Below are 21,520 nucleotides of genomic sequence, written 5' to 3'. Positions count from 1 at the left end.
AAAAGACTACTTAGCCCAAAACGTGAGCCATGCGCGTCTTGAACTCGGACAGGAAGCGCGGGGCATCCACGGTCAGCGCCACAAGCGCGCTCTTGTCCGGATCGGACAGGCGATGCTCGTCGCAAATGGTGCGGCCGCGATACTCGCCCAGCAGATCAACACGCAGATTGCAGCCGAGCGCACCCACGAGCGTGGGGTCGATCGCCACGGCGACGGCCAGCGGATCGTGCAGCGCACAACCACCCAGGTAGGGTGCGTTCATCTCGTACGAACCAATGTAGTGCTCGACCATGCTCGCAAACGCACAGCCGGCCATGGTGCCCGAGCCCGTCCAGCCGGCAATGTCGCGGCGCGTAAGCACCACGCGATGCGTCACGTCCAGACCCACCATGGTGAGCTTGCGGCCCGAGCGCAGCACGGCATCGGCCGCCTCGGGATCGCTTGCCATGTTGGCCTCGGCGCCCGCGCTCACGTTGCCGGGCACGGTCAGGGCGCCGCCCATCACCACCACGCGGCCGATAGACATCACCGCCGCCGCATCGCGCTCCAGGGCAAGCGCCAGGTTGGAGAGCGGGCCGGTCGCTACGTAGACCAGATCGGGACCATAGGTGCGCGCGGCATCGATCAGATAATCGACTGCAGCGTTGCCATCGGCCGACGTCGCCCCCACCGGCTCGTAGGGCGACGCGGGCACGCTCGCGCCGCCGATGCCGTTCTTGCCGTGAATGAGTACGGTGGACGCCGGCGGCGTATAGGGCTCAGTCGCCTGCAGAGGACGGTCGGCACCCAGGTACACCGGCACCTCGGGACGGCCCAACAGGTCAAGCACCGCCAGGCAGTTGCGCGCCGACTGGTCGACGCGCACGTTGCCAAAACACGTGGTAATGCCCACGAGCTCAACCTCGGGGCTCGCGATGGCATAGGCAAGCGCCATCGCATCGTCCACACCCATATCCAGATCAAGGATCAGCTTCTTGGTTGCCATTGTTCTACTCCGCTTCTCCGTCTTGTACTAAATCGTCTAAACCAAACACGCGCTCAACTTCGGCACGCGTGGGAATCGACTGCTGCGCGCCCAGGCACGACACCGTCACTGCCGAGGCGCGAGCACCCGCGGCCATGCACTCAAAGAGCGGCAGCCCCTCCAAACGAGCCGCAGCAAGCGCACCGATAAATGTATCGCCCGCGGCCGTCGTATCGACCACCGAGCTCGAAAGCGCCGGCATGCGCAGCAGCTCGCCGTCGTCGCCGAGCGTAACCGAGCCGGCGCCGCCCAACGTGATGACCGCGGCTCCGGCACCCTTGGCGAGCAAGGCATTGAGCGCCGCGACGCAGCTCGCATCGTCTGCAGGCAAGATGCCCGTCAGTACCTGGCACTCAGTCTCGTTGGGACAGACCAGGTCGACTGCAGGCCAGACCTCCGCAGGCAAATCGCAGGCTGGCGCTGGATTAAAGACCGTATAGAACCCCAGCTCGTGAGCGCAGAAAAGCGCCTCGACAGTCGCCACAAGGTCACATTCGCCTTGGGCGATAAAGACGCCTCCGGCAGCCGGGGCAATATCGCTGGCGTCGCCGTCGAGCTCATCGGCCACCAGGCGCCTCAGCGCGCGAGCAACGTCCTCGCCCGCGAGCGCATGGTTGGCGCCCGGCGACAGCACGATGCGGTTATCGCCCTCACAGCGAATGATGGTCGCCGTTCCCGTCTCCACGTCGTCGCGGCGCGCCACAAAGTCACAGTCCACGCCAGCATCTTGGAGCCCCGCCACGAGCGACGAGCCAAACGCGTCGCGGCCGACCGCGCCGATCATGCGCGTGCGCGCACCCATGCGCGCAGCTGCTACGGCCTGATTGGCGCCTTTGCCGCCGGCGTTGGTGATAAACCCGCTGCCGCCGACGGTCTCGCCCGCACGCGGCATGCGCTCGCACGCCACCGAAAGGTCCATGTTCATGCTGCCGAACACCGCAACGATGCCGCAATCTGCCATGGAAACCTCCTCGTCCGCGGGCTCTGCACCCGCTGTCGGCCGTCAATCGTGCACTCTCGCACCTCTATAACTTTAGTTCACTTTGATGTGGACGCGCGCTTGAGCTTACGCCAGCAGCAAGCATTCACAGGAGTAGGCGGCTACAATGAAAGCGTGCTGATTATTCTCGTCATTGGATGATGTTTTATGGAACAATTCCCGCGATCGAGCTCGCGCAGCTCACGCCATGCGAGCGATCAACAAGCGCCGCACGAACGTTCGCGCACTAACCGCCAAACCACCGAGCCGCGCCGCGCTGCAGGCTCCCATCGCTCGCCCGCCAACAAGGGCGCCCGCACCGACAGCGCCGCAAAAGAACAGGCGCCCACGCGTCCCAAATCTCGCTACATCCCCGCCCTCGACGGCCTTCGCACGCTCGCCGTTGTCGCGGTGGTGCTCTATCACCTCAACCTCACGTGGGCTCAGGGCGGCCTCCTCGGCGTCACGATCTTCTTTGTGCTCTCGGGATACTTGATCACGCGCCTGCTCCTCAACGAAATCGCAAAGACCGGTCGTATCGATCTCAAGAGCTTCTGGATCCGCCGCATCCGTCGCCTGTTCCCCGCCGTGGTAACCGTCGTGGTGGTGACCTGCGCACTGTGCACTGTCTTTAACCATGTGATGCTCACCAAGATGCGCCCCGACATCCTGCCGTCGCTGCTGTTCTTTAATAACTGGTGGCAGATTATGCAGGACGTTTCGTACTTTAACGCCCTGGGCGACCCCTCGCCGCTCACGCACTTTTGGTCGCTTGCCATCGAGGAACAGTTCTATCTTATTTGGCCGCCGCTGCTGCTCGCCATGGTGTCGGTGCACATGAGCAAGCCCAACACGCGCCGCGTGGTCCTGGGCCTCGCCGCCGTCTCCGCCGTCGCCATGATGGTGCTCTACAACCCCGCCACCGACCCCAGCCGCGTGTACTACGGCACCGACACCCGCGTGTTCTCGTTGCTGCTGGGCGCCTGGATGGCCTTTATCCCCGACCGCGACCTGGCGCCTGCGCGCCTTGTCCGCCATCTGGGGCTCGACCGACTGGCCGGCGCCGGCAAGCACGACAAGTCAAAGAGCGACACCGCCGAGGCCGCCACGACAAAGCCAAGTGAGCTCGCACGCTTTTGGTCCTCCCCCGCATCCATCGATTTGATGGGCGTCGTTGGCCTGGTCGGACTCGCCGCCATGGTCGCGCTCACCAACGGCTATACCGCGTTTCAGTATCGCGGAGGCACGCTGCTGTGCTCCATCCTCACACTGATGGTTATCGCGGCATGCGTGCAGCCCCAGGGCATGGTCGCACGGGCCTTGGCCGCCGAGCCGCTCGTATGGATCGGCAAGCGCTCCTACAGCATCTACCTGTGGCATTATCCGCTGCTGCTCCTCATGAACCCGGTCGCCAACATTAACGACACGCCCTGGTGGCACTACATTTTGCAGGTGTTGTTGGTGGTCGCCGTGGCCGAGTGCTCCTATCGCTTTATCGAAACGCCGTTTAGGAAGGGCGCTTTTGGGCGCACCGTTTCCGAGCTCCGCGACGGCACCACCACGCCCGCCGGCTGGATGCGCGCACATGTCCCCACCTGCGCCGTTTGCGCCGTCGTGCTTGTTGTGGCGCTGGGCGGCCTGGTCTTTGTGCCCGACACATCCGCGCTGAGCGGCGAGGGCGCCGAAATCCTAAACAAGGAGGCCAAAAATGCAAAGCCTCAAGATCAGCAGGCGGCCGACGACTCCGACAAAGACGACGACGGCTTCCCCGACGGAGCCTACGACCTGCTAATGATTGGCGACTCCGTGTCCCTGCGCGCCGTCGATGCCTTTGACGGCGTGTTCCCGCACAGCCACATCGATGCCGAAAAGGGCCGCCAGTTTGATGCAGGCCGCGCGACATTTGAGGGCTATATCCAGCAGAACCTTGCCGGCAAGATCGTGGTCTTTGCCCTGGGCACCAACGGCCTGGTAACCGATGATCAGATTGATGCGATCATGGCCGACGCCGGTGATCAGCGTATTGTCGTGTTTGTAAACACGCGTAGCCCGCAGCCGTGGGTCGGGTCCACGAACCAAGCCATTGCCAACGCCGCCAAGCGCTATAAAAACGTGCGTGTTATCGACTGGTACGGATACAGCACAAATCGCAACGACCTGTTCGATGGCGATGGCACGCATCTTTCGACCGCCGGCGTGACCGAGTACCTTAAGCTCATCCACGATGCCGTCAAGAAGGACCTACCCGTGCACCCCGAGGATCACGTTAACGATCCGCAGCCGGCGGCTGTCAAATCCGCTGCCGAGGCACTCGTCAACGCCCTCGCCTACAAACCGCACAAGCTAGGCACCGACAAGTAACGCACAGCCAAATCTGCTTACAATCCGGCACTTGGGACCACTTCCGCGACTTACAAAGCCGCCTCTGGGCTGTTAATTCACCCCAGAGGCGGCTTTATAGCTGCACATCGGTATATAACTAGCACCCTATAGCAGACAAAAACAGGCCGCAGCCCATGGCGGCGGCCTGTTTAGAGTCCAAGAGAGGTGCTACGCGCTGTAACCCATCGCTTGCAGAACAAACATGACGACCGTCAGCACCGTAATAACGCCGATAGTCGCCCAAGTGAGCACATTCCACACACGGCCGTTGCGGTTGGCGCCCATAATGTGTCGATCGGCGGCAATAACCACCTGGAACACCAGAACCACGGGCAGCAACACGCCGTTGATGACCTGCGAGGTCATCATAATCTGGAACAGGTCGACGCCGGGCATGAGCACCAGCACGGCAGAAATGCCAATGATTGCCGTAATGATGCCGCGATAGACCGGGGCCTCGTCCCAGCTGCGATCGGCACCGCGTTCCCAGCCAAACGCCTCGCAGATAGCGCTGGACGTAACGCCCGGCAGCACACAGGCGGCCAAGAAGCTCGCCGCGACCAGGCCCGAGGCAAACAGCACCGTGGACCACTGGCCCGCAATGGGCTCCAGCGCGCGGGCAGCGTCTGCAGCATCGCTAATCTGAATGCCCGCGGGGAACAATACCGTACCGGTCGTGATGATAATAAAACCGGCAATGACATCGGCGGCAATCGAGCCGCTCACGGTATCGATGCGCTGCAACACGATATCGTCCTCGCCCGCATTCTTATCGACCACGTTGTTCTGTGCCAAGAAAATCATCCAGGGCGCGATGGTGGTACCGATCGTCGCGACCACAAGCGACACGTAGCTGGGGTCATTTTGAATGTTGGGTACAACCAGATCGACCGCCACCTCGCCCCAACTGGGACCAGCCATAATTGCAGCGACAATGTAGGTCACAAACACACAGCTCACCAGTAACAGAATCTTCTCGATGCGCTGGAAGCTACCCGACATGGTAAGCATCCAAACCATCAGCGCCACAAGCGGCACCGAGATGCTCGCCGGCACGCCAAAGAGGGCAAGGCCGCTCGCGATACCCGCAAACTCCGAAATGGTCACGGCTGTGTTGGCAATCAGCAGCGCCGCCATGGCCAGCACGCTCTTGCGCACGCCAAAGCGCTCGCGAATGAGCGAGGCCAGGCCCTTGCCCGTCACGCAGCCGCAACGCGCCGCGGTCTCCTGCGTCACGATGAGCAGCACGGTCATGACGGGAAGCATCCAGAGCATCTTGTAGCCATAGCTGGCACCGGCGCTGGAATACGTGGCGATGCCGCCGGCGTCATTGCCCGAAAGCGCCGCCAGAAGGCCAGGGCCCATGGCACCAAAGATGGCCGCGATGGTCAGCTTTTGCTTGGTGCCCTGCTTTTGCTTGCTATTTTGCACGCGACCACCTAACCCATGACCGACATGGTGAGCAGCACCGCAGCGGCACAGTATGCCACGCACGAGATCATGACGGCAATGACGTTCATGGCGGTACCCGACGTATTGAGGTCGTGCTCGTCACGCCAGAACAGCACCATCAGGTAAATCACAGCGCTCATGTTACCAATCAGGCAGACGATGGCCGCGATGTTAAAGCAGCCGGTAAAGAGCTGCTCCTCAAGCATGGGCGCGTCGGGGAACGCCGTGGTGCGCACCAGCTGAGCGCACAGGTAGGTCACGAGCGACAGGATCAGGCCCATGCCCGTGCTCTGGAAGAAGAATCCCAGATACGGCTTGGGTTCATCGTCATGGCCGTCGTACTCCAGGAAGTAGTTCTTGACGAACGACACCATACGCGAGGCAGCCAGCAGCACGAGCGGCATGGCGCACATGGGGAACACCACCAGATGCGCGGAGCCCAGCGCCGTCCCCAGCACTGCCGCCATGATGCACGAGGAAATGCCCCACACGACAACCCAGTACTGGCGATGCACAAACCAGCTGAGCACATTCGTCGAGTCGTCGGACGCGCTATCGCCCGAGCCGACGCCTGCGATCTGCAGGTCCTCCTGGTGCTCCTCGGCGATAACGTCCATGGCGTCGTCGAAGGTCACAATGCCCAAGATGTGGCGGTTCTCATCGCAAACGGGGATGGCGACCAGGTCGTACTTGGTCATCTCGTCCGTTACGTCTTCCTGGTCCTCGTCGGGCGACACATAAACCAGGTCGCGGTAGGCCAGCTGGCCCAGCGTGGCGTCGCGGTCGGCCACGATCAGCGTGCGCAGCGAGAGCACGCCGGTCAGCATACCGCTCGGATCCTCGGTATAGACGTAGTAGACGCTTTCGAAATCCTCGTCGAGCTTGCGGATCGCCTCGATGGCGTCACCGACCGTCGCCGTGGCGGGCAGGGAGACAAACTCCGAGGTCATAATGCGACCGGCAGTGTTTTCCTCATAGCCCAGCAGGTTACGAATCGCCTTCTCCTCCTGAACGCCCATCAGGCGCAGAAGCTTCTCGGCCTTCTCGTAATCGAGCTCGTCGATCAGGTCGGCGGCGTCGTCCGGGTCCATCATGGCCAGCATCGACGACGCATCCGTGTCGGACAGGCCCTCGAGCATCTCGGTCATGAGCTCGTCGTCATCGAACTCCGAGATGGCCTCGGCGGCCTGGGCGGTGTCGAGCTGCGCGAACACCTGCGCGCGCAGGCGAGGATCGAGCTGCTCGATAATGTCGGCAATGTCGGCAGGATGCAGCTCGCCGAGCGTCTTATGCGACACCGACAGCTGGATGTTCTTAGTCGAGCGATCGAGCAGGTCCATGTAGGACCAGGCGATGATGTCCTCGCCGAGCGGTTTGCCCAGGTGCTTCATAAAGCCCTCGACGACATGTTCAAGAGCGGGGCTGATTGCGCGCAGCAGACCGCGGGCACCGACTTCGGCACCCAGCAGGCGCAGCTGATTTTCGCCTGACATGGAAAACTTGATGTCGTTTACGCGCACGACCTTCATGCCCTGCGTGTCGACGATTTGTTTGTTGAGCACGTCGCGCGCGAGCAAAAGTTCGGTCGGCTGCAGGTACGAAAAACGGATTTCGGTAGCCGACGTCTTAAGGTATACGCCCGTCTCGTCGATACGGTCGACCCATTTTCGCCAGCTGATCATAAACGGCGTCTTGCCGGGACCGCGGAACGCGAGCGACGTCACGTGCGGAAAAACTTCGCCGGTAGCAATGCCAAAATCGTTCACAACGCCGAGCTTTTCGCCATCGACGTCCAAGACCGGCAGCTTGAGCATCTCACTCAGATAATTCACTGGTGCTCCCCATCATTATTCCCTCGGACCGTGGCCATGCCGGCGCGCCATCCGTGGACTTTTAGATATGTATACGCATGCGCGGGCGGCACACCGCTCGGCGCTCACACCCCGTGCATGCGCAAGAAGCACCTGCAAGGGGTCATCGACTGTATGGTCGAGGTTTGGATTTCACCTGCAACCTTTCTCTTGACCCTTGTTATCCGCAGTAACTATAGCATCAGCATCGCGCCGTGACGCCAAATTTATGCTCCAAACATCGCAGGCATACCAAACGCTGACGCATCCGTGACATAGTCGTTTAAGAACGTCCCCCATGACTAGTCTGTGGTGTCGTTATCTTCGGCGAGCTGGGGAAACACGGCGTTCTTGGGCATGGAAGTCTTCGTTAGCGAGCTGAGTTTTTTGCTCAGCGACGTATCCGTCTTAACCAAATCGCTCAGCGTCACGATCTTGTAGCCCTTGGCGACAAGGCCATCGATGATCTGCGGCAGCGCTTCGAGCGTCTGTTCGGAGCACTCGTCGCTATCGGTGAACAAAACAATGTTGCCCGGAGTCACCGATTCGAGCACGGTCGAAACCTGTTCGTCGGCGCCGTTGAGCAGCCAGTCGCCCGAATCGACATTCCACGAGACCACGGCAGACACCAGGTCCATCGCATCGATCCAGTTTTGCTCGTCAAACGCGGCGTAGGGAGCACGCAGCAACATCGTCTCGACGCCGGTCGCCGACTTAATCGCCTCGGTGCCCTTCGTGATCTGCTTGCGCACCGCCTCGCGATCCTTGCCCTTGAGCGAATCATCGCTGTAGCTGTTGGAGCCGATCTCGCATCCGGCATCGACAATCGCTTTGGCAGTAGCGGGCGAGGCTTCCGCAGCATCGCCCGAAAGGAAGAACGTCGCCGTGACGCCCTTTTCCTTGAGCACCTGCAAGACCTGCTTGGTCGCGCCGCTCGGACCCTCGTCAAATGTCAGGGCCACGTACTTTTCGTTGCCCTTGGGCGCTACGCTCGCGCACTCGACTACACAGTCGGTGGCGGGCACGACCTCGCCGCGGTCCTGCGTCTTGCCCGACTGCTCGCCGACCCATACCTCGGAGCGGCCCCGAACGCCCCAGGTTTTAACGTATTCGATAGCGCCCGTGCCCTCGACCTTCAACTTGGGCTCAATGGTCGTGACCTGGACCTCGTGCTTCTCGTACGTGTCGCGGCCGTCTTTGACCGTCACTTTCTCGCCGCCCGTTAGCTCGCGGCTATTCCACTTGCCCTGCTTCACCCGTTTGCCGTCCACCTTCACCGACAGCTTTTCGCCGCCACGGCGGGTAAGCACGCTATCGTCGACAGCCAACAAGTCGCCGGCATCGTAGGTGTCGGTCAGGCCTTGATCATCGATAAGGTTCTGCAACGTGGAGCCCACGCGCACCGAAGCCTGCTCCCCATTGAGCACAATGTCCACGCTGCGATTGACATAGCCCACGACGGCAGCGATAAACAGCACGAGCGCACAGCCGACAGCGATGAGCGCATAGGGCAGGCGGGACGGTCGGCGCGGTGAGCGCCCGTTGCCGATGCGCGCGCTGCGATCGCTAAACCCACGGCTATGGTTGAGGTACATCGCGCCGGGTTTACGGCGACGTCGACGCTGACCGCTGGGCAGCTGCCCCAGGTCTCGTCGCGCCGTCGGACGCGCACCCGAGCGCCCGTTTAAGTTAGATCCGTTTTGGCGCATGTGCCCTCCCCCATAAACACAGCGAGCCGGAGCAACATGTCTCCGGCTCGCCCCCCGTCATTTGGTACGTCGCTATTTGCTAGCTTTTGACGAGCCCCCGCTCGCCTTTTGATATTCGTCCTTAAAGGCCTTGAACATACCGCGCGTCTTGCCGAGCTGCTTGCCCAGTGCGCGACTTCCCTTGTCCACGGCGGCCGATCCCTTGTCATCGAGCACCTTGGCGCCCTTCTTGACCTTATCGCCCACCACGACACTGGCCTCGGCAGCCTTGGCGGCCGCGCCACCCGAATACCCGAGCGACTTGACCTCGTCCGAGACAATCATCGCGCCGTTCTCGTAGCCGCGCAGCATCGTCGGCGGCATCTGTGTGTCGCCCACCAGCACACTCGAGGCAGTGCCGGCGGTCACGTAGAACGTCTGCACGATACCCGAACGCGGCTTGAACTCAACGTCCGAGCAGTAGCCCACGACGTCGCCCGATTCCGTGCGCACGTCCATGCCAACCCAGATGATGCAATCGTCCAGGTTGATATCGAGGCGCTTGGCCGCGGCGGCATCGTAGGTGCCCTTGACATCGTCGACCGCGACAGCACCCTCATAGACGCCGATGGCATCGAGCGCCACAAATCGATCGGGGCGCTCGATCATGCCCGCGATATCGGACTGGCGAACCATAAAGCCCACCACGCGCGTACCGCCCGGGGTAAAGACCGGAAAGTGAATCTTGCCGAGCTTTTTGGGGCTGCGCGGCGTGCCGTCCTTTTTGGTGCGCTTGTCTTCGGCAGGCTTACGATAAACCTTGACGCCGACAAAATCCCCTGCGCGCATTATGCCTCGGTCGAGGGCTCCGTGGCCTCGGTGTCGGCCTCAGTGACGTTCTCGACCACGACGTCGGCAGCGGGCGTCACGTTGCCGCCCGAGATGGCGTCGTTGAGCTGCTCGCGAAGCTGGTCCATGCGCTCGCGGGCCAGGTCGACCTTGGCGCGCAGGTCATCGGTCTTGGCGTCGACCATCGGACCAAAGTCGTTGACCGCGGCACGAGCCTCCTCGGCACCGTGCTCGTAGGTGTCGCGCATGTTGTCCCAGGCATCGTTGGCGATATCGGCGGCCATGGCACGGGTCTCGGCACCCGAGCGCGGGGCCAGAGCAACGCCGATGATAGCGCCGGCGGCAGCGCCAAAGAGCGCACCGGAAACAAAGCTGAAAGTCTTTCCCATGATCATTCCTCTCCTGCGGGCACCTCAATGCCCACCGTTTGAATGCTGTCCATTATACCCGCAGCGCAACACTTGCCGTCGCGCTCATCTGCGTACGGTAAAAGCGCAGGTACATGATGGTGATAAGCGAGTGAGCCTACTCCTGCGGCATGGCAGGCATGGCCACCGTGGCGGCCGGGTCCTCGCCGGCGCCATCAACGAGCGGAAGCGCACCTTCCTGTGCGGGGCCTGCCGGAACCGTCGCCGCGCCACCGTAGACGGCAGCGGGGGCCTCGTGGCTCTCGGCGGTCGCGCCCTCGGTATCGATTGCCTCCTGCAGCTCATCGTCAAAGCTCGGGACACCCTGGGGCTCCGCGGGCTCGGACTCGACAGCTTCCTCAGCAGCTGCCTCGACGCCGGGTTCGGAATCGGCAGGAGCCTCGCCTTCGGCCCCGTCCTCGGCGTTTGCGGCGGCGATGGCCTCGTGCGGATCCTTGCCCTCGGCCTCGGCGCGCATACCCAGCACCAGGTTGCGCAGGCCCGCGACCGTGCCCTCCACGTCAGGGGCAGGCTGGTCGGCGTGCAGATAAGCCCAGTCCATCATAAAGGTCGCCGAAGACAGCGCGCCGATGGCCAGCGCGTCATCGGGGCATGAAAGCTCAACCTCAAAGACACGCTCATCGTGCTCGCTTACGCGGGTACGGCCGCACGAAATGCTGCCGGCGAGACCGGTCTCGTTCATGAGCTCCACTGTCACGTGCTCAAGCAGATGGCAAAGCTCGGTCTGGCCCATGCAGTCCTGGAATTCACGACCGGAATCGCCTAGGCACAGGTGCTTGGCAATCGCGGGCACCAGGTAGTACACGCGCGCCGTGGCCTCGATGTCCTCCGAGGTCATGAGCGGCATGCCGGGGTTCACCAGCACATGCGCGCAGATCTTGTCCTCGCTGACGGTGACCTTAAGGATGTTGAACAGGCCTGCCATAACTCTCCCCTACTCTTCCTTGCCCTACTCGTCGCCGTCGTGCGGGCCCGCAGAGCCCGCGCCCGGCGTCGCCGGCTTATCTGCCGAGGACTCGGAATCCTTCTTATCGGTTTCGGCCGGAGCGATCACGCGAATAAGCGAGATGCGCTGGCCACGCATCGACTGCACCTTGAACTTGTACCCTGCAACCTCAAACACCTCTCCGATGTCGGGCACCGAGTCGCAAAGTTCCAAAATCCAGCCGGCGATGGTCTCATAATCATCGCTTTCCTCGAGCGGCCAACCAAGCTCAATCGCATCATCGCACGAAAAACGCCCATCGACGAGCCACTCACGGCGCGAAAGACGCGTGAGGTACTTGTTGTCGGGGTCGAACTCATCCTCGATCTCGCCCACGATCTCCTCGACGATGTCCTCGATGGTAATGATGCCGGCCGTGCCGCCGTACTCGTCCACGACCACCACGATCTGGTCGTGCGAAGTCTGCATCTCGGACAGCAGCGGCAGGATGTCCTTGGTGTCGGGCACAAAGGTGGCATCGCGCAAATAACCGGCGATGGGCTGGTCGCCCTCGCCGTCGAGCGAGGGCTGAATCAGGTCCTTGATGTGCGCGATGCCCGCCACGTTGTCGGGATCTTCGTGATAGACGGGGATGCGGCTAAAGCCGGTCTGGCGCATAGTGGACAGCACGTCGGCGACCGTCTCGTCGTCCTCGCACATGGTGGTGTCCACGCGCGGCACCATGACCTCGCGGGCAACGGTATCGCCCAGGTCGAAGATCTCGTGGATCATACGCTTTTCCTCGTCGAGCAGGTCGTCCTGCTCCGAGACCATGTACTTAATCTCTTCCTCCGAGACGTTTTGGCGATCGTCGGCGCTCTTGATGCGCAGGATGCGGGCCAGGCCATCGGAGCAAGCGCCAGTCAGCCAAACGAGCGGACGGGCGATCTTTTGGAAAAACGACAACGGCCCCACGACCTGCTTGGACACGCCTTCGGCATTGGCCAGACCAATGCGCTTGGGCACAAGCTCGCCAATCACGATGGACACAAAGGCGACCGCAACGGTGATGATGACCGGCGCCAGTCCGCGCGCGATGGCAGAGAGCGGCGCGATGCCAAAGCTCATGAGCCACGTGGCGAGCGGGTCGGACAGGCTCGTCGAGGCGACGGCGGACGAGGCAAAGCCCACGAGCGTGATGGCGACCTGGATGGTGGCGAGCAGCTGGTCGGAGTCGGCAGCCAGCTTAACGGCGCGCTCGGCGCGTTTGTCGCCTTCCTCGGCCTCGTGCTCCAGCACGGCGCGCTTTGCCGTGGTGAGCGCCATCTCGGACATAGAGAAGTAGCCGTTGATGAGGGTCAAAACGAGGGTGGTGATAAGGGAGATGGTTATGTCCATCGGGAGTTTCTCGAACCTCCAAGATTCGGGACGTTAGGTAGTAAGCGTAGATAACGGATAGGGCAGTTGCGTCCGGCGGCCGCTTGGATGGGTCCGCAGGCACAGACGTGATCGCTAGATTACGAAGAGGATCACCGCCATGAACTGGAAGATACTGCCGGCGAGCACCCACAAGTGAAACACACTGTGCAGGTAGCGCACGTTTTTAGCGATGTAGAACGGCACGCCCACGGTGTAGCACACGCCGCCGACAGCGAGCAGGGCAAGTGCCACGGGGTTGAGCAGCGACACGAGCTCGGGCAGCTTAAAGACGACGAGCCAGCCCATCAGCAGGTAGACCAGACCGCTTACCCAGTGCGGTTGACGCTCGCGCATAAAGCACTCGAGGGCGATGCCGATAATGGCGATGGCCCATACGGCAAAGAACAGCATAGGGCCGCCGTCGTTTGCGAGCGTGATGAGGCAAAACGGCGTATAGCTGCCGGCTATGAGCAGGTAGATGCAGCTATGGTCGATGATGCGAAACACGCGCTTGGCGCGTGCGGGCTGAATCGCGTGGTAGAGCGTAGAGGCTAGGTATTCGAGGATAATACTGACGCCATAGACAATCGCCGCGGCCATGTGGGCTGGGCCTCCGCCGCGAAGAGCGGAAAATACGATCAGGAGCACCAGGCCCGCGATGCCCAGCAGGCAACCGACACCATGGGTGACGGAGTTCACGATCTCCTCACCCACCGTGTAGTGTGGAACGGCCGCGGTCTTGGGTCGCGGCTTAGAACTGTCGCTCGAATCGGACATGCCGGTTACATCCTCCAACGTAAAGAGTTCTCAACACTATATCAAAGCGTCTGGGTACGTGCGAAATTTGCACCATACGTGACCCCTTGTTTACCCATTCTTTGCTTGTTGACGCATCAACGGCGAACAATCATGGTTGGTTACAGCGCTGGAGGACCGTTTTGGCTCCCGCCTTCGGAAGTATGCGGCAAAATCTGGAACTGCCGACCAGACCGCAGTTTTACCAACAATTTATCAGGGGTTTTGTTGCCAAAAACGCCTTGTGGTCGGCGGTATTCGACTTTTCCCCGCACTTCCGAAAAGCCGCCCGTGAGCGCTGTGCTCGCGAGCGGCTTTTGCTCGAATTACTCCACAAAGGCGCTTGTATTGTCCAATAGCTAGGCGCTATTTGACCTCGATAAGCTCGTACTTGCTCGTGCCCAGGCCGATCTTCTCGGCGTGCGCGATGCACGCGCGCCAGTCGGTGTCGGGATGCGTGATGCAGAAGGGGTCACGCGCCTGCTCGCCCTCCAGATGCTCGTGGTTATGCTCCATCTTGGCCGCGCTATCGGTGAGCTCGGTGTTGGGCAGCGGCTCGGACGCCATGACGGCATCGGCACAGGCCTGGTCGATGGCGACCGGGTCGAAGCTCGCGAACATGCCGATATCGTTGACGATAGGCGTATCGTTTTCGGGATGGCAATCGCAGTTGGGGCTGATATCCATGGCAAGCGAGATGTGGAAGCTCGGGCGGCCGTCGACGACGGCCTTGGTGTACTCGGCGATCTTGCAGTTGAGCACGTCGGCCGCGGCGTCATAGACGGGCTTGATGGCGTCCTGGTTGCACACGCCGATGCAGCGTCCGCAGCCCACGCAGCGATCGTGGTCGATGGCGGCCACGTGCACCGTACGAGTAGCGCCGCTGGCAAGCTCGCGCTCGCGGGTGTCGTCGAACGAGATAGCGTTGTGCGCGCAGATCTTTTCGCAGGCACGGCAGCCAATGCAGTGCTCGGTCGCGACGTTCGGCTTGCCGGCGGCATGCTGCTCCATCTTGCCCGCACGGCTACCGCCTCCCATGCCCAAGTTCTTCATGGCGCCGCCAAAACCGGCCTGCTCATGGCCCTTAAAGTGGGTGAGGCTAATCACGATATCGGCATCCATGAGCGCCTGGCCGATCTTGGCCTCGCGCACGTACTCGCCGCCCTCGACCGGGACGAGCGCCTCGTCGGTACCCTTGAGACCGTCGGCGATGATGATCTGGCAACCCGTGGCATACGGGGTAAAGCCGTTCTGATAAGCGGTATCGATGTGCTCGAGCGCGTTTTTGCGGCTACCGACATAGAGCGTGTTGCAGTCGGTGAGGAAAGGCTTGCCACCCAGCTCCTTCACGACATCCGCGACGGCGCGGGCGTAGTTGGGGCGCAAAAAGCTCAGGTTGCCCAGCTCGCCAAAGTGAATCTTGATAGCGACGAACTTGTTCTCAAAGTCGATCTGCTCAATACCGGCGCGGCGGATGAGGCGCTTGAGTTTGTCGAGCTGGCTCTCGCGAGCATGCGTACGCAAGTTGGTGAAGTACACCTTAGCGGGTGCTGCGGGTGAAGTTGCGGTCATAGATCTATCCCCTCGGTCTATATGGCGTTACAGACATAGAGGATGGTACCCGTTAAAGCGGGGTCAATGTCAAGTACAGCGCCTAGTCATTGGGGACAGACTTAAATGACTGAAACCACTCATTGGGGACGGACTTAAATGAGTGCCTCGCCACCCGGCAGTTAGGGACGTTCCTTTCCTGCCGGCAGCTGGGGACAGTCCTTGGCAACCCTGCCGGCGAGCCGGCGAATCGGCAAAGACTGTCCCCGATGACTAGTCGTTTAAGTCTGTCCCCAATGAGCACTCTTGGTCGTTTAAGTCTGTCCCCAATGAGCACCCAATGACTAGGTAGCTAGGCGTGGGCTTTGGCGCGTGCGAGGGCTAGGCCTACGGCGGCGATGGCCGCGGCAAAGAGCACCGTGACACCGAGGTCGCAGGCGATGTCTCCCAGCACGGTGGACGTCAGGTCCGACGAGAGCGCCTTGCCGATCGCGTCGTTCACCCAAAACGTCGGTACAAAGTGCGCCACCGTCTGAACGGCCGGGCCCATCAGCGACAGCGGCATCCAGGCGCCGCCCAAAAACGTCATGAGCATGCCAAGCAGGTTGCCCACACCGTTGAGCAGCTCCTCGCGCGCGCCCAGGCTCGACAACGCAAAGCCAACGGCCAGCGGCGTACACGCCAGGGCAAACGTTGCCGCCAGCGCCAGGCATACACGACCCACGCCGACCTCGGCGACCGCGCCGGCAAAGCCCACGACGCCCATCATGCTCGACACAAACCAGATGCAGACGGCGAGCACGGCAGCGGCCGCAAACACGGCAAGCGAGCGCTGACGCTCGGAGACCGGACTGGCCTCCATGCGACGCACGCGCTCGGGCTCGTTCATGCCCGAGAACACCAGCCCCACCGATACGATGACCGACGAGATAATCGCGTACGTGCCAAAGTTGAAGTACGACTCAAGCGTGGCGGCGGCTGTCGAGTCGACCTTGACCTGCTCGATCTCGACCTCCGCGCGCTTGGCGGCGGCATGCTCGGCGGCCTTGGCGACGTCACCGTCGGAGGCAGTAGGATCAAGTGCGGCCGCAGCGCCCGCGAGCGAGATCCAGCGTGAGGCCTCGGCAGACGAAAGCGCCGCCGCCATGGTGCCGGCACCGTAGGTCACATCGAGCTTGGGCAGGGACTCCCCCGCTCTGGCGGCTGCAACGAGGTCGTCCTCAAACCCCTCCGGGATAAAGAACACGCAGTCGGCGCTGCCCTTGGCGCTGTTGCTCTTGGAGAGCGCGTCCGCAAGGTCGTAGGTGTCCTCGCCGATACCCGTGACCAGATCAAAGCGCGAGCCCAGGTGCTTGGTAAGCGCACGCGAAAGGTCGCTGTCGTCGCGGTCGACCACGATCACGTTGGTGTCGTAGGGCTCGTACTCGGTGAGCTGCGACGAGTTCCAGCTCACCGATGCCGCGATGAATACGCCCATGAGCGAGATGAACACCGTATAGATGAGCAGGTAGAACGGGTGCGCCAGTGCCATGCGAAGCGCGGTCTTAAAGGTGCTCATAGCGGCTCCTTCCAAAGATCAGCGTGGCGGCGGCAACGAACAGCAACGCCATAAGGGCCAGCGCGCCAGCGCGAACGGCAAAGGGACCCAGGTCCTCAAAGAAATACAAGCGGTTGAACATGTCGCAGATGAGCTTGACGGGATTGAGCCAACTCTCGGCCGGGCAGGCGCGGGCGACGTCGTCGGCAAGCGCCATCGCCGGCTCGCCATAAAGCCCGGCGAACAGGGCACACGTGGTGGCAAAGCCTGTGAGGATGCCCGACTTGGACGCCTTGCCGCCCTTAACGGGAAGCGTGCCCACAAAAAGGCCCAGACCCGTGGCGGCAAGCGCGGACACGGCGCCGCCCACCAGGCAGAGCCCCTCGCGCCCGCCAAAGTCGACCCCCACGACCAGGCGCACGTAGCCGATCGCGATCGTCATCGAGGCAAAGGAAACCAACCACGCGCCCACAAAGATGCCGGCCAGCGACGCCGTCTTGGAAAGGCCACCCACGCAGCGACGCGCACCAAGGCCAGACAGATTGGGCTGCAGGTCGACGACGCTCAAGGCGGCAAACTCGGCAGACATCATCGCGACCAGGCCAAAGAGCGCGTAGTAGTAGATGACCGTGCCATCGGGCGTGGCACGCGTCAGGCTCACACGGCGAGTGCCGCCCTCGAGCGACAGGGCGCGCGCAACCGCCTCCGGGTCGGCGAGCGCCGCCGGGTTGTCCTGGGCAATCTGGCGCATGAGCTCGGCATTTTGCGTATACGAGCTTGCCACCGTCTCCAGGATGCTGCGGTCGGTGAGCACCGACGTCGCACGCGAGCCGTCATAGCTCGAAAGCAACGTGAGTTTGGGCGTGCCCGCGGCATCGACCGCATAGATGCCCGCGACCTCGCCGGCCTTAAGAGCACGGTTCGCATCGACTGCATCGTCGCACTCGTGGATCTCGAGCAGTTGGTCGTCGCCTTCCTTGGCAAGCGACGTCGCCACGTCCTTAAAGGTCGAGGCGCTCCAGGCCTCATCCGCCACGACGGCCACCGGCACCGGATCGACCGTGCCGTCGGAGCTCAGATTCGCAAACATAAACATGAACATCGTGGAAAGCGCGACGGGAAAGATCGCGCCCCAAACCCACGTGCTCGGCCGACGCAGCAGCGTCTTGACCGTAATGATAATGGTGTTGAACATGGCCGCCCCCTAGTCGCGCAGCTCGCGGCCGGTGATCTCGAGGAACACGTCGTTGAGGGTCGGCGGCTCGCTCCACACGCGGCCGAGCGCAACGTCGGCGGCGCGCAGCGTGTCGAGGATGTCGACCAGATTGTGCGGGCTCGCTTCGCAGGTGCAGACGAGCTCGCCGCCGGAAAGCTCGACGCTGAGCACGTGCTCGAGGGCGCGCAGTCGCTCGACCGTGGCGAGCTCGACGGCGCCGACCTCGACGGTCACACGCTCACCCATCTGAATCATGCGCTTGAGCTCGTCGTTGGTGCCCTGCGCCAGCACGCGCCCGCCGTCCATGATCATGATGCGGCTGCAGATCTGCTCGACTTCCTCCATGTAATGGCTGGTATACACCACCGTGGCGCCTTCGTCGCGCAGGCGGCAGATACCCTCCAGGATGGCGTTTCGGCTCTGCGGGTCGACGGCCACCGTGGGTTCGTCGAAGAAGATGAGCTCGGGCTTGTGCGCGATGCCGCAGGCGATGTTGAGGCGACGCGCCAGACCGCCCGAGAGCTTTCCGGGGCGAAACTTGGCAAAGTCGCCCAGCCCGACAAAGTCGATGGCCTCGTCGACCAGCGCGCGACGGCGCTTGCGGTCGTTGACGTAAAGGCTGCAGAAATAGTCGATGTTCTCGCGGACGGTAAGCTCGTCAAACGCCGCAACTTGCTGCGGGACCACGCCGATGCGGCGCTTGAGGTCGTAACGCGTGGGCGTCATGGGCTCGCCGAACAACTCGATGGTGCCTTTATCGTAGGCGAGCAGCTGCAGAATGCAGTTGATGGACGTGGTCTTGCCCGAGCCGTTGGGGCCCAGCAGGCCAAAGATCTCGCCGGGGGCTATGTTCAGGTTAAAGTGGTCGAGCGCGATAAGATCGTCGTAGCGCTTGACGAGGTTTTCGACGTGGACGATGTCTGTCATGAGGTGGCCCTTCTGTTGATTTCGGCCCGGTACGATTGCATCATCGCAGGAGCCGCCGGCGCGCACCAGTGAGCTTTGTCACGAGTGCGGCGGGGGCGGGCGGGAGGAATGTCACGGTTGCGGCACCTGAGCAATCGTCGCGCGCACCATCGCGTACAATACCCGTATGAACAGGCTATTCGACAAATCGATCATGCTGGCGTGCTGTATCGCGGCCGCTCTGGGCCTTGCTGTGGATGCTTGCTTGGTCGCGGCGTTTTGTCTTGGCGTCGCAGTCGCCTCGCTTACGGAAATTGCGCAAGGCGAACGTGCCCGCCGCGCCGGTGAGGCCGCGAGCTACGCTTACATTATGGTGACCGTCTTTGTGCCGTCGTTTGTGCCGTTTGCGCCCCTCGCCCTCTATGACATCGCGCGATACGTGCGCCGTGAACACGTTTGGGTCGCGCTGGGCGCCGGCGCCATCTTTGTCTGCGCACTCGTCGCATATGCCCACGCCGGCGCGCTTCCCACCCGTGCGCTGCTGTTGACCGCCATCCTTTCAGTCGCCGCCACCTTGCTGTCTCTGCGCACCGCTCAGCTGGAGCGCGAGCAGGAGCGCATGCGTCGCACCCGCGACGAGCTGCAGGAGCGAGCCCTCGCGCTCGAGGCGCGCAACCGCGACCTTGCCGACCGCCAGGACTACGAGGTCGAGCTCGCAACGCTCGCCGAGCGCGCCCGCATCGCACGCGAGATCCACGATAACGTGGGGCACCAGCTCACGCGCGCCTCGCTGCAAACCGAGGCCCTACGCGTGGTCCACGCCAACGAGCCCGGCGTCGCCGCCGACTTCGCTGACGTCAAGCGCACCGTGGACGAAGCGCTTCAGCTCGTGCGCTCGAGCGTCCACGCGCTCAACGACAACGCGGCGAATCTCTCCGTACAGCTCGAGCGCATCGTGGAGGGCGCGCGCTCAGATGGCGGGCCGCAGATTGAACTTGAGGTTTTGGCCGAGCATGCGCCCGCAAATGTCGCCAACTGCTTTACGGCGGTCCTGCGCGAGGCGCTCTCCAACACCATGCGCCACGCTTGCGCCCAGACCGTCACCGTACGATGCATGGAGCATCCGTCGTTTTACCAGCTCATCGTTACCGACGATGGCGCGGGCGGGGTCCAAGCAAGCGGCCGCGGCACCGCAGAGGGCATGGGGCTCGGCTCCATGCGCGAGCGCGTCGAGGCGCTTGGCGGCACCTTCACCGCCGGCCCGCGCGCCGGCACCGGCGGCTGGCGTGTGTTTGCCACCGTTCCCAAACAGCAAGGAGATGAGGTCCGATGAGGCTCATCGTTGTCGACGACGACCGCTTGGTGGTCGATTCGCTCAAGATAATCCTGGGCGCCCAGCCGCAGATCGAGGTGGTGGGTACCGGCGCCGACGGCAACGACGCAGTAGCTCTTTATGCCGAACACGCACCCGATATTGCGCTGCTCGACATTCAGATGCCGGGGCGCGACGGGCTTTCGGCGGCCCGCGAGATCCTTGAGCGCGACCCTGCGGCGCGCGTGGTATTTCTGACGACATTCTCGGATGACGAGTACATTGTGTCGGCGCTCAAACTGGGTGCCCGCGGCTACCTGATCAAAACCGATGTCGCCGCCATCCCGCCGGCGTTGGTCCAGGTCATGGACGGTAAACGCGTGCTCGAGGGTAAGGCGATCGAGGATATCGACTTTGATGGGGCGGGCGTCGAGGTGGGCACGACCCGCCGGCCCGCGGCCTTCGTCAGCCTGACCGACCGCGAGTTCGAGGTCGCCGAGCTCATTGCCCGCGGCCTCGATAACAAGGAGATTGCCGCCACCGCCTATATGGGCGAAGGCACCGTGCGAAACCACATCAGCTCAATCCTGGCCAAAATGGGCCTGCGCAACCGCACCCAAATCGCCATCGCCTACCTGCGAGGGTAGTTGCCCGAAGACCGACCGCCCCGACATAACAAAATGTCTGCTACCGATTTAATGCCATTTCAAAACTATGCCGGTTTACGGGGCCAAACTCAGGACCCCCATCCATACCCGCGTTTTCTGTAAAATGACGGCTCGTCTACCTGCGGTTTTATTTTCACGAATATCAGCATGGTTGGGGACTCGTGACTCAGCCCCGTAAACCGGCCTAGTTTTGTCCGAGCGGCCACGTCAAGTGTCTCCGCAAGCCGCTTCAAGCCAAAAATGATCCGTTTTCCTCCGTCCCCAAGGGATCAGCCGGAACCGCTCCACGAAATCGGCCCATCTACTACGTTTAACTCGATACCCCTGACCATACCTTCGTTTTGAGCAAAACCGCAGGCGTTCTACCTGCGGTTTTGTTTTCGCGTTTTTTGACATGGTTGGGGGTAAGGGACTAAACGTAGTAGATGGGCCGGTTTCGTGGCGAGCCCTCCTCGCCTACGCACAAAAGCGCCGCCACGGAGGAGGGAGATACGGTTACGATGACGGCTATGACGACGGCTATCAGAACAACGGCTACA

The 21,520-nt window shown here is 62.2% G+C and carries 17 protein-coding genes; 3 read left to right on the top strand and 14 right to left on the bottom strand.

Going from position 1 to position 21,520, the window contains the following annotated elements; all coding sequences use genetic code 11:
* Window positions 1–10 precede the first annotated feature (10 nt).
* Together ACQRAP_RS08190 and ACQRAP_RS08185 are read right to left on the bottom strand one after the other, a co-directional pair.
* Window positions 11–985, bottom strand: coding sequence for a nucleoside hydrolase (locus tag ACQRAP_RS08190; protein WP_427795351.1), 975 nt, complete (start codon window positions 983–985; stop codon window positions 11–13).
* Between the two features lie 4 nt (window positions 986–989).
* A complete protein-coding gene (locus ACQRAP_RS08185; protein ID WP_427795350.1) occupies window positions 990–1,985 on the bottom strand; it encodes a ribokinase in 996 nt (331 codons plus the stop codon).
* A gap of 186 nt (window positions 1,986–2,171) precedes the next feature.
* Between ACQRAP_RS08185 and ACQRAP_RS08180 the strand changes: the two genes are divergently transcribed.
* Window positions 2,172–4,364, top strand: coding sequence for an acyltransferase family protein (locus tag ACQRAP_RS08180; protein ID WP_427795349.1), 2,193 nt, complete (start codon window positions 2,172–2,174; stop codon window positions 4,362–4,364).
* Between the two features lie 189 nt (window positions 4,365–4,553).
* Here the strand turns inward: ACQRAP_RS08180 and ACQRAP_RS08175 are convergent, their stop codons facing one another.
* The 12 genes from ACQRAP_RS08175 to ACQRAP_RS08120 form a co-directional block, all read right to left on the bottom strand.
* A complete protein-coding gene (locus ACQRAP_RS08175; protein WP_427747655.1) occupies window positions 4,554–5,750 on the bottom strand; it encodes an Nramp family divalent metal transporter in 1,197 nt (398 codons plus the stop codon).
* Between the two features lie 74 nt (window positions 5,751–5,824).
* Complete coding sequence (locus ACQRAP_RS08170; RefSeq protein WP_370450605.1) at window positions 5,825–7,669, bottom strand: magnesium transporter; 1,845 nt, start codon at window positions 7,667–7,669, stop codon at window positions 5,825–5,827.
* A 320-nt stretch (window positions 7,670–7,989) separates the two neighbouring features.
* A complete protein-coding gene (locus tag ACQRAP_RS08165) occupies window positions 7,990–9,396 on the bottom strand; it encodes a polysaccharide deacetylase family protein (RefSeq protein WP_427795348.1) in 1,407 nt (468 codons plus the stop codon).
* A gap of 72 nt (window positions 9,397–9,468) precedes the next feature.
* Window positions 9,469–10,224 carry a PRC-barrel domain containing protein gene (locus ACQRAP_RS08160; protein ID WP_154516592.1) on the bottom strand — a complete coding sequence of 252 codons (756 nt, stop codon included), beginning with the start codon at window positions 10,222–10,224 and terminating at the stop codon, window positions 9,469–9,471.
* Window positions 10,224–10,613 carry a YtxH domain-containing protein gene (locus tag ACQRAP_RS08155; protein WP_154516595.1) on the bottom strand — a complete coding sequence of 130 codons (390 nt, stop codon included), beginning with the start codon at window positions 10,611–10,613 and terminating at the stop codon, window positions 10,224–10,226. Before ACQRAP_RS08155 ends, ACQRAP_RS08160 begins: the two co-directional genes overlap by 1 nt.
* Before the next feature lie 136 nt (window positions 10,614–10,749).
* Complete coding sequence (locus tag ACQRAP_RS08150; protein ID WP_427747619.1) at window positions 10,750–11,577, bottom strand: cyanophycin synthetase family protein; 828 nt, start codon at window positions 11,575–11,577, stop codon at window positions 10,750–10,752.
* Window positions 11,578–11,601: 24 nt separating this feature from the next.
* Window positions 11,602–12,975: a hemolysin family protein gene (locus ACQRAP_RS08145; RefSeq protein WP_154516597.1), complete on the bottom strand. Its 1,374-nt coding sequence runs from the start codon at window positions 12,973–12,975 to the stop codon at window positions 11,602–11,604.
* Between the two features lie 114 nt (window positions 12,976–13,089).
* Complete coding sequence (trhA, locus tag ACQRAP_RS08140) at window positions 13,090–13,773, bottom strand: PAQR family membrane homeostasis protein TrhA (RefSeq protein WP_427795347.1); 684 nt, start codon at window positions 13,771–13,773, stop codon at window positions 13,090–13,092.
* A gap of 384 nt (window positions 13,774–14,157) precedes the next feature.
* Window positions 14,158–15,363 (bottom strand): DUF362 domain-containing protein, encoded by a 1,206-nt coding sequence (locus ACQRAP_RS08135; RefSeq protein WP_427727237.1) that lies wholly within the window; start codon window positions 15,361–15,363, stop codon window positions 14,158–14,160.
* A 331-nt stretch (window positions 15,364–15,694) separates the two neighbouring features.
* Window positions 15,695–16,900 carry an ABC transporter permease gene (locus tag ACQRAP_RS08130; RefSeq protein WP_427727234.1) on the bottom strand — a complete coding sequence of 402 codons (1,206 nt, stop codon included), beginning with the start codon at window positions 16,898–16,900 and terminating at the stop codon, window positions 15,695–15,697.
* Window positions 16,887–18,074, bottom strand: a complete 1,188-nt coding sequence (locus ACQRAP_RS08125; protein ID WP_427727231.1) for an ABC transporter permease — start codon at window positions 18,072–18,074, stop codon at window positions 16,887–16,889. The genes ACQRAP_RS08130 and ACQRAP_RS08125 overlap by 14 nt, the downstream gene beginning before the upstream one ends.
* A 9-nt stretch (window positions 18,075–18,083) precedes the next feature.
* Window positions 18,084–19,022, bottom strand: coding sequence for an ATP-binding cassette domain-containing protein (locus ACQRAP_RS08120; RefSeq protein WP_427727228.1), 939 nt, complete (start codon window positions 19,020–19,022; stop codon window positions 18,084–18,086).
* A gap of 166 nt (window positions 19,023–19,188) precedes the next feature.
* Here ACQRAP_RS08120 and ACQRAP_RS08115 point away from each other — a divergent pair, with 166 nt between their 5' ends.
* Window positions 19,189–20,334, top strand: coding sequence for a sensor histidine kinase (locus ACQRAP_RS08115; RefSeq protein ID WP_427727225.1), 1,146 nt, complete (start codon window positions 19,189–19,191; stop codon window positions 20,332–20,334).
* Complete coding sequence (locus ACQRAP_RS08110) at window positions 20,331–20,960, top strand: response regulator (protein WP_427795346.1); 630 nt, start codon at window positions 20,331–20,333, stop codon at window positions 20,958–20,960. The genes ACQRAP_RS08115 and ACQRAP_RS08110 overlap by 4 nt, the downstream gene beginning before the upstream one ends.
* The last annotated feature ends 560 nt before the right edge of the window (window positions 20,961–21,520 follow it).

The organism is Collinsella sp. SGI.180 (assembly GCF_050313455.1).
Taxonomy (GTDB): Bacteria; Actinomycetota; Coriobacteriia; order Coriobacteriales; family Coriobacteriaceae; genus Collinsella.
This window is presented reverse-complemented; position numbering and strand designations above follow the sequence as displayed.

Coding starts and splice junctions, on each gene's coding strand:
- ACQRAP_RS08120 (WP_427727228.1), bottom strand. CDS start 19,022: ATGACAGACATCGTCCACGTCGAAAACCTCGTCAAGCGCTACGACGAT.
- ACQRAP_RS08165 (WP_427795348.1), bottom strand. CDS start 9,396: ATGCGCCAAAACGGATCTAACTTAAACGGGCGCTCGGGTGCGCGTCCG.
- ACQRAP_RS08185 (WP_427795350.1), bottom strand. CDS start 1,985: ATGGCAGATTGCGGCATCGTTGCGGTGTTCGGCAGCATGAACATGGAC.
- ACQRAP_RS08150 (WP_427747619.1), bottom strand. CDS start 11,577: ATGGCAGGCCTGTTCAACATCCTTAAGGTCACCGTCAGCGAGGACAAG.
- ACQRAP_RS08125 (WP_427727231.1), bottom strand. CDS start 18,074: ATGTTCAACACCATTATCATTACGGTCAAGACGCTGCTGCGTCGGCCG.
- ACQRAP_RS08130 (WP_427727234.1), bottom strand. CDS start 16,900: ATGAGCACCTTTAAGACCGCGCTTCGCATGGCACTGGCGCACCCGTTC.
- ACQRAP_RS08110 (WP_427795346.1), top strand. CDS start 20,331: ATGAGGCTCATCGTTGTCGACGACGACCGCTTGGTGGTCGATTCGCTC.
- ACQRAP_RS08115 (WP_427727225.1), top strand. CDS start 19,189: ATGAACAGGCTATTCGACAAATCGATCATGCTGGCGTGCTGTATCGCG.
- ACQRAP_RS08145 (WP_154516597.1), bottom strand. CDS start 12,975: ATGGACATAACCATCTCCCTTATCACCACCCTCGTTTTGACCCTCATC.
- ACQRAP_RS08160 (WP_154516592.1), bottom strand. CDS start 10,224: ATGCGCGCAGGGGATTTTGTCGGCGTCAAGGTTTATCGTAAGCCTGCC.
- ACQRAP_RS08180 (WP_427795349.1), top strand. CDS start 2,172: ATGGAACAATTCCCGCGATCGAGCTCGCGCAGCTCACGCCATGCGAGC.
- ACQRAP_RS08155 (WP_154516595.1), bottom strand. CDS start 10,613: ATGGGAAAGACTTTCAGCTTTGTTTCCGGTGCGCTCTTTGGCGCTGCC.
- trhA (WP_427795347.1), bottom strand. CDS start 13,773: ATGTCCGATTCGAGCGACAGTTCTAAGCCGCGACCCAAGACCGCGGCC.
- ACQRAP_RS08175 (WP_427747655.1), bottom strand. CDS start 5,750: ATGGGCCCTGGCCTTCTGGCGGCGCTTTCGGGCAATGACGCCGGCGGC.
- ACQRAP_RS08190 (WP_427795351.1), bottom strand. CDS start 985: ATGGCAACCAAGAAGCTGATCCTTGATCTGGATATGGGTGTGGACGAT.
- ACQRAP_RS08135 (WP_427727237.1), bottom strand. CDS start 15,363: ATGACCGCAACTTCACCCGCAGCACCCGCTAAGGTGTACTTCACCAAC.